This window comes from Phytohabitans houttuyneae (genome assembly GCF_011764425.1).
Taxonomy (GTDB): Bacteria; Actinomycetota; Actinomycetes; order Mycobacteriales; family Micromonosporaceae; genus Phytohabitans; species Phytohabitans houttuyneae.
Window position 1 is genome coordinate 395553 of the sequence record NZ_BLPF01000005.1, and the last position, 6000, is coordinate 401552.

At 70.3% G+C, this 6000-nt stretch carries 7 protein-coding genes and 1 pseudogene; 3 read left to right on the forward strand and 5 right to left on the reverse strand.

The genetic code is table 11. The features are described 5' to 3' along the window. Positions 1-114: 114 nt before the first annotated feature. The gene (locus tag Phou_RS50525) at positions 115-603 is read left to right on the forward strand and encodes an RNA polymerase sigma factor (protein ID WP_173072149.1); all 489 of its coding nucleotides are present in this window, start codon (positions 115-117) and stop codon (positions 601-603) included. A 143-nt stretch (positions 604-746) separates the two neighbouring features. Here Phou_RS50525 and Phou_RS54225 read toward each other — a convergent pair whose 3' ends face one another. Next, a complete protein-coding gene (locus tag Phou_RS54225; RefSeq protein ID WP_246274888.1) occupies positions 747-944 on the reverse strand; it encodes a hypothetical protein in 198 nt (65 codons plus the stop codon). A 58-nt stretch (positions 945-1002) separates the two neighbouring features. On the opposite strand from Phou_RS54225, the gene Phou_RS54230 reads away from it, so the two are divergent. After that, a complete protein-coding gene (locus Phou_RS54230) occupies positions 1003-1197 on the forward strand; it encodes a hypothetical protein (RefSeq protein ID WP_246274889.1) in 195 nt (64 codons plus the stop codon). Between the two features lie 3 nt (positions 1198-1200). On the opposite strand, the gene Phou_RS54235 is transcribed toward Phou_RS54230, so the two are convergent. The 3 genes and pseudogenes from Phou_RS54235 to Phou_RS50540 all read right to left on the reverse strand — a co-directional run bounded on the left by Phou_RS54235 (position 1201) and on the right by Phou_RS50540 (position 3432). Further along, entirely contained in the window at positions 1201-1650 is a 450-nt protein-coding gene (locus tag Phou_RS54235; protein WP_246274896.1) for a hypothetical protein, read from the reverse strand. A gap of 368 nt (positions 1651-2018) precedes the next feature. Next, positions 2019-2639 (reverse strand): annotated as a pseudogene (locus Phou_RS54240) (serine/threonine-protein kinase); the annotation flags it as partial. A gap of 37 nt (positions 2640-2676) precedes the next feature. Further along, the gene (locus Phou_RS50540; RefSeq protein ID WP_173072151.1) at positions 2677-3432 is read right to left on the reverse strand and encodes a hypothetical protein; all 756 of its coding nucleotides are present in this window, start codon (positions 3430-3432) and stop codon (positions 2677-2679) included. A gap of 18 nt (positions 3433-3450) precedes the next feature. Here Phou_RS50540 and Phou_RS50545 point away from each other — a divergent pair, with 18 nt between their 5' ends. Beyond that, positions 3451-3975, forward strand: coding sequence for a hypothetical protein (locus tag Phou_RS50545; protein ID WP_173072153.1), 525 nt, complete (start codon positions 3451-3453; stop codon positions 3973-3975). Positions 3976-3977: 2 nt separating this feature from the next. On the opposite strand, the gene Phou_RS50550 is transcribed toward Phou_RS50545, so the two are convergent. Continuing rightward, the coding region (locus Phou_RS50550; RefSeq protein ID WP_218579681.1) for a LuxR family transcriptional regulator at positions 3978-6000 on the reverse strand (2023 nt) is incomplete at its 5' end.

Consider the following 6000-nt stretch of genomic DNA (forward strand, 5'->3'; position numbering starts at 1 on the left):
GCAGTCGCCGTTGCCGGATAGGCGCATGCTGTACCCATGGAGAAGACCTGAAACGCTCTCGTCGACGCGGCTGACGTCGAAGATCTTGCCCGGCGGGCATCTGACGGGGATTCGATGGCGTTGGATGCGTTGCTGGTGGCGGTAGGACCGGATGTGTTGCGGCTGTGCGCGCGGTTCCTGCCGAACCGGGAGGATGCCGAGGAGGCGTGTCAGGACACGTTGCTCGCGGTCGCCCGTGGGATCGGGCGGTTTGACGGGCGGTCCTCGTTCCGGACCTGGTTGCACCGGTTGGCCGCCAACCGGGCCCGGTCCACGTACCAGGGATTGCGGCGTCGTTTCGTCGCGGAGGCCGCGGGGGTGCCGTTGCCGGATCGGCCGGACCCGCGGCGGACCAGTGTGGTGGCCGGTACCCGGTTGGACTTGCTCGATGCTCTCGGACAGTTGGCGCCCGGGCTGGCCGAATCGGTGGCGTTGCGGGATGTCGTCGGGTTGAGCTACCACGAGATCGCCGTGCTCCTGGACATTCCGGAGGGGACTGTGAAGTCGCGAATCCACGAGGCGCGGCGCCAACTGCGGCAGTGGATCGGCGACGGTCGGATGTGAGACACAGCGCGGGGCGAACAAAAGCCGGTGGCGGGGTGACTAACCAAGTGAAAGGTCCGATCGACAGGGGAGTCCCGTCATGCATCGTCGCTCAATTCGTCACCTCACCGCCGCCGGCGCGTTCGCGCTGATCGCGGTCCTTCCTACAGCGGCCTGCGGCTCGGAGCCGGTGTCGCCGCTGCCGGTCCAGGTAGGTACCGCCACGCCCGGCCAGACGGTGTCCCGGCCGCCGCGCAGTCGACGCCGCCGGCCAACGCCCCGCCCCAGAGGAAGAATCCGCCCGTCGTCCAGCGGCCGAAGACCAGCACCCACAGCCCCACGGGACCGACGTCGTCGTGCAAGGGCGCCATCCTGTACCCCGTCGATCTGCGCAACACGGAGCTCGCGCTGCTCAAGTCGATGTGCTTCGCGACCGGTGCCGTCCTGCGCCTGCAGGGCATCGGCCCCGGACTGGTGACCGTGACGCCCGCCTCGCTCGTCTCGCAGAGCTACGAGGGTGGTGTGGTCGACATCCGTCTCGTCCGCCGAGGCACCGCCACAGTCAACATCCCGCAGGATGGGCAGACCTACACGATCACAGTGGTGATCCGGTAGCCGCTACCGCACCCGTACCCCGGCGAGCAGCGTGTCGACGAAAGCCGGCCCGCTGCCCGCCGGGGGCGCGATCTGTACGTACACCAGGCCAGCGTCCCCGGGTCCGACGCCGGCCGTCTCGACGATCACCGTCTTGGCGCCGGGGCACGAGCTGTAGAGCGCCACGACCCACTCGATCCCCGCCTGCCGGCTGGTGCGTACCGGCGCCGCAGTGCATCCCGCGTGCGGCTGTCCGGCGACGAACGCCGCGGGTGTGGTCCGCCTGGCCATCTCCCGCGACAGCCCGATGAACGCCCCCGGCACCACCGGGTCGGTTTTCCACCGGTCCGGGGCCGGTGACACCGCGAGGGCCGGCTCCCGTGCCCCGCTCGTGTCCCTGCGGCCATCCCAGCCCGCTCCGGTGGCACGCCAGCCCGCCGGCAGCGTGATCGTGATCCGGCCGGTCGCGTCCACCGCGACAGCGGCGGCCGGCCGCGGGGACTGCCCACCGAGTCGGACGCCACCGACACGACCACCGCCGCGGCCAGAACGCTGGCGAGGGCCACCGCACGGCGTCTTCGGGGAACAGCGATCGTGCCCACCGGCATCGCCGTCGCGGATCGCGCGGTGGTGGCCCGGCCGAGCGCCACGGAGAACGCTGCCGCGTCCCGGTAACGGTCCGCGGGCAGCCGCGCCGTCGCCGTCGCCAGCACACCGGCCACCTTCTCCGGAACGCCGTCGCGCAGCCGCCCCGTGTCGAGCCCGCCGGCGGCGGGTCTGCCAAGCAGCCTGGCGCCAAGACGACCGAGGCCGTAGACGTCGGTGCGGGTGTCGACCACGGCCAGGGGATCGTCCTGCTCCGGCGCCATATAGCCCGGCGTACCCGCGCGGGCGGTCAGGCCGGAGGCCGCGGCGATCGCTTTCGCCAGACCGAGATCGGCGATCATGACCTGCTCGGTCCCGGCCGGCTGAGACCGAAGCAGCACGTTGCCCGGGGTCAGGTCGCGGTGCACGATGCCGTTGGCGTGCAGGACCGCGACCCCGGCGGCAATTTCCCGCAACAGCCAAAGCCCCTGGCCCACCGGCAACGGACCGGCGGCCAGCCGATCACTCAGGCTGCCTCCATCGGCCCACAGCATCACCAGGTACGGCCGGCCGTCGGGCAACTCGCCCAGCGAGTACACCCGCACGATGCGCCGGTGATCGAGCCGCCACAGCAGCCGCCCCTCGTCAAGAAACCGCTCCCGGACCCTCAGGTCGTGGCTCCAGTTGTCGGCCAACACCTTGATGGCGACGCGGGCGCCGAGCGCCGGATCAAAACCCAGCCACACAGTGGCAAACGAACCGACGCCCAACAGCCGCTCGATGCGGTAGGACCCGATTTGGGCGGGCGCAATCACGGCGACACCGTCCGGCGCACGAATCCGCTCCTCCCCACTGCTCCAGAATAGACGGCCTTGCATGAATTCTTATCCGGCAAATTGCTGGGAGGCCGCGCCGTCAGCAGGCGCCGGGGTAGGGGCGAGCCAACGAGATCGCGTGGACCCGGTCGTTGTGGGCGTCACCCACGTACTCCACGTCCCAGCAGAATGCCTTGAGGGCCCCATCGCTGCTCCGGATCGCCGACGACCAACAACCGTTGTAGACGAAGTACGAGGAGATTCCGGGAATCCAGCCGTTTTCGAAAACCGTGCTGAAGTTGTAGCCGGCGTAGTCGCAGGGGCCGTCATAGCCCCACATGTTGGACCAGTTGCCTTGCCAGCCTCGGTGTTGGAAGAGGCGGGCCAACAAAAGCTCGGCCTGCGGTGCCCGCTTGGCCAGTGCGACCGGGTCGGTGTCGCAGTCCCGGGATACGACGTCGGAGGTCTTCTGGCCGGGGCGGAGTTTGCGCAGCACGATGTTGCAGTGTTCGACATTGGTGGCCGTGATGGCGCCGGCCGCCGGGTCGCCGACCGCGGCAGAGGGGACGGCCTGCGCTGTGACGCCGGCTTCGGATGCGGACGCGCTCGAGGGTGGGCCCCAGGCGAGTGCGGCCATGGCCAGGCTCAGCACGGCGGCGGCGATGGTTCTGCCGTTTCTCACGGCGGTACCTCCCAAATGGACGACGATTCCGGCCACCATCGGAACCCGGCCCGGTTTCGTCTCGCTGACGCGGCGGTGACGCGAGCGGCCGATGGCCGCGTCTGGCTGACGCCAGGGACGCGTCAGCGATGTGAAACCGGCCCGGCGTTGGATGGCGGTGGATTCCTCGTCCACTCAGGGAGGTACCGCAAGATGAGGTACGGCAGGACCATCGCCACTGCGCTGCTCGGCGTCACGCTCACCGCGCTGGCGTGGGCCACGCCCGCGGGTGCCGCGGTGGCCCCGGACGGCACGTCGGCCCGCGGCGAACACTGCAACATCGTGCTGCGCAAACTCCAGCCAGGACGGTCCGTTTCCGAGGTCGTGGCCAAGGATTGCGACACCGACGCCGCCGCGCTGGCCGAGCGCGCTCCGCAGGGTCAGATTCTGCTCAGCACGGTGTTCCAGCACAGCGGCTGGAAGGGCCTTTCCGTCAACATCTTCGGTTACGACGGCCCCTGTGACTCCGCTGGATACACCTTCGATACGACCTCACACAACACGGCCGTGGAAGGGATCTCCTCGTACTTCGTCTACAACAACTGCTGGTACACCGTCATAACGAACAACGCCGGTGCCGTCGACGGCAACTGCTGGGATATCCCGTACGTGGGCGACGCCCACAACGATCAGGTCCGCAAGCTGCACCTGCGCGACGGATACTGGTGCAACGTGTAGCGCTAATCCTTTGCGGGCACGTGCTTCGCGGGTACGTGCTGGCTGAGCGCCGAGCGGCGAGTGACCCCGAGCTTGGCGAACGCGCGGTGCAGGTGGTTTTCGACGGTTCGCTCGGAGAGCCCGAGGTGCTGTGCCACCTCCCGGTTGCTGGCTCCGCCGGCGGCGAGCGCGGCGATCTGCTCCTCGCGTCGGGTAAGCGCGGTCGCCGGGCTCAGCCGCCCGAGCAGGGGCGTGTCGGCGCGGCACTGCTGGGCGAGCGCCGCGGCCGCTTGCAGGGCGCGCGTGCGTTGTGGCGGGCCGTGTGGTCGCGTCCGGGTGGCCGCCAGGTAGTAGGCCTCGGCGGCCAGCAGGCGCATGTCCTGGGCCCGAAAGGCGTCGCCGGCGGTGACGTAGTCCGCCGGACGGCGAGCACGGATCAGCGCGGACACGGCGTTGCCGAACGGCCAGTCGGCCGGCACCTCGATCCGGTCGAGAAGGGCCGCGGCGCAGTCGCCGAACCGGAGCCGGAACAGCGCGAAGGTCGCCAGCATCGCGAGCCCGGTCGACTGCTCCGCGAGCCAACCGTGGGCGGCCCGCTCAAGGCGGTCCCGCGCCGCCGCGGCGTCGGTGGTCAGGAATTCGTACCATGCCATGCCCACGGTCTCGTCGATGTCGTAGCAGCGGATCTGGCCAAGATCGGGCATCGCACGAAGCGCTTTGACGAGCGTGCCAGCCTCGTCTATCTGTCCGCGTTGGACGGTCGCCAGCAGCCGCAGCGCCAGAGTCCAGCGTTGTCCACTGTGGTGCGCCAGGCTCGCGAAGAGCCGGCCGGCGTCGGCGGCCCGGGTCGCGGCGTCATCGAGGTCGCCCTGGCACAAGTGGGCGTACGCGACCGCCGCCGTCGACCACGCGTGGCGCATGGGATCGCCGTTGGCGATGGCGTCGGCCACGGCCGCCGCCGCACGCCGCAGCGCCTCCTGGGCATAGCCTTGATCCGCGAGGATACGGACCTCGAGCAGGAACGCGGCCGGCACGGGGCTGATGGAGCCGCGGTCTGCCTGCGCCGACAACGTTCGCACCAGGTCAGTCGCCGCACGTGCCTGCGGGAAGCTTGCCGTCATGAGGTTGGCCAGCGCCGCGGCGGTACCCGCGATCATGCGGGCACCGGGCTGCGCGGACGGGACGAGCGCCTCCCGGGCGTCCGCTAGCGCCGGGCCGGGGCGGCCGGACATCGCGTACAGCATTGCGCGGTGGGCCATGATGTCGGACAGCAGCGCGGGACTGTGGATCGTCCGCGCGACCTCGTCGAGCGCGTCGGTGCCCTCGTCGGGGCGGTGCGCGACCCATCCGATGTGGTAAGCGTGGGCGATCATTATCGCGGCGCGGTCCGGCTCCGTCCGCGCACGCGCCGCGAGGTCGGCCAGGAGCGAGTCCAGGTCGTCGCTGGCCACCTCCACCAGGCTTTGGTAGAGCAGAAGGCCGTTGGCGACACTGGGATCGGCGGCGTAGGCGGCCCGTGTCAGCCTTTCGCGTACCGCGAGGTCGACCCGCCGCGCGACCGCAAGACCCGCGGCCGCGGTAAGCCTTGCCGTATCGATCGGGCCGCCGCCGTCCAGCCGCCACAGCGCCCACCGGAGCAGGTCGTCGGCTCGGCGGAGGTCGTGCCGCTCCATCTGGTCGGCCAGCTGGCGTGCGTATCCCAGGCGGGAAGCGGCCGGCGTGGAGTCGGCGACAAGCTCGCGGTAGAGCGGATGGCTCAGCCGTACCGGCAGGCGGCGGTCGAGCCGGTCGACGGTGAGCAGCCCACGCCGCTCCAGGGCGGCGAGCGCATCGGCCGTCACGAGCTCGCTCAACTCGCGCAGGCCGATCGGCACCGCCATGGCGGCGATCTCCAACGCTTCCCGTTCCTCTGCACTGGCGCCACGGAGCCGGTCGACCAGCAGGTCGGACAGGCGAGGGGACGACGCCGGGTTGGGTCTGTCAAACTGCCATTCCGCGCCAACCTTGTGCAGGTATGCCGCCTGCAGACCATCCAGGAGGATTTCG